2 protein-coding genes are annotated in these 761 nt (G+C 65.2%); both read left to right on the top strand.

From position 1 onward, the window contains the following. Positions 1-270: glycosyltransferase (locus A9X04_RS23585; protein WP_369829005.1), on the top strand; the 270-nt coding region annotated here is incomplete at its 5' end. A 52-nt stretch (positions 271-322) separates the two neighbouring features. Further along, positions 323-761: glycosyltransferase (locus A9X04_RS23590; protein WP_197509345.1), on the top strand; the 439-nt coding region annotated here is incomplete at its 3' end.

Below are 761 nucleotides of genomic sequence, written 5' to 3' on the forward strand. Positions count from 1 at the left end.
CTGCGCGCCGGAGTACCCACCTTGAGCCTTTGGAGCATGAGCGATCAGAAGATCTGGGCGGGCCAGGTGGATCGGCTGAAAGTCGGTGTCGCCCGCCCGTTTTCCCAAACCACGCGCGAGTCGCTGGTGGCCGACCTGCGCCAGATCCTCTCCCCCGACTACGTCTCCCGCGCCCGCGAGCTGGCCGCCCGGATGACGAAGCCCGCGGACAGCATCACCAAGAGCGCCGACCTTCTGGAAAACTTCGCGCGCGTGGGACGGATTGGGTGAGGACTGGCACCCCTGACGTCGCCGGTGCACGGCAACTGCAAGGCTAGGACCCGTGACGAAATTCGCCCTCGCCGGGTATGGAACCCGCGGCGACATCGAGCCTTTGGCGGCTGTGGGCCGCGAGCTGCTGCGCCGAGGGCACGACGTGGCCATGGCCGTCCCGCCCAATCTTGTTGAGCTCGCGCAGGAAGCAGGCCTGGCGGCCATCGGCTACGGACCCGACATGCACGACTTCTGGAGCGACGAGTTCATCCGCGACTTCTGGAAGAATTTCGTGCGCGGGCCCATCAAGTTGATGCGCGACGCATGGGAGCCGGTGCTGCGGAACTGGCAGCTGATGAGCTCGTCACTGATGTCGGTCGGTGCCGGCGCCGATTTGATCTTCACCGGACAGCTCTACCAGGACCTCGCGATCAACGTCGCCGACTACTACCGCATTCCGATGGCCACGCTGCATTACATTCCGATGCGGCCCAACGGCGAGCTGATTC

The sequence above is a fragment of the Mycobacterium sp. E3247 genome (assembly GCF_001667785.1).
Lineage (GTDB): Bacteria > Actinomycetota > Actinomycetes > Mycobacteriales > Mycobacteriaceae > Mycobacterium.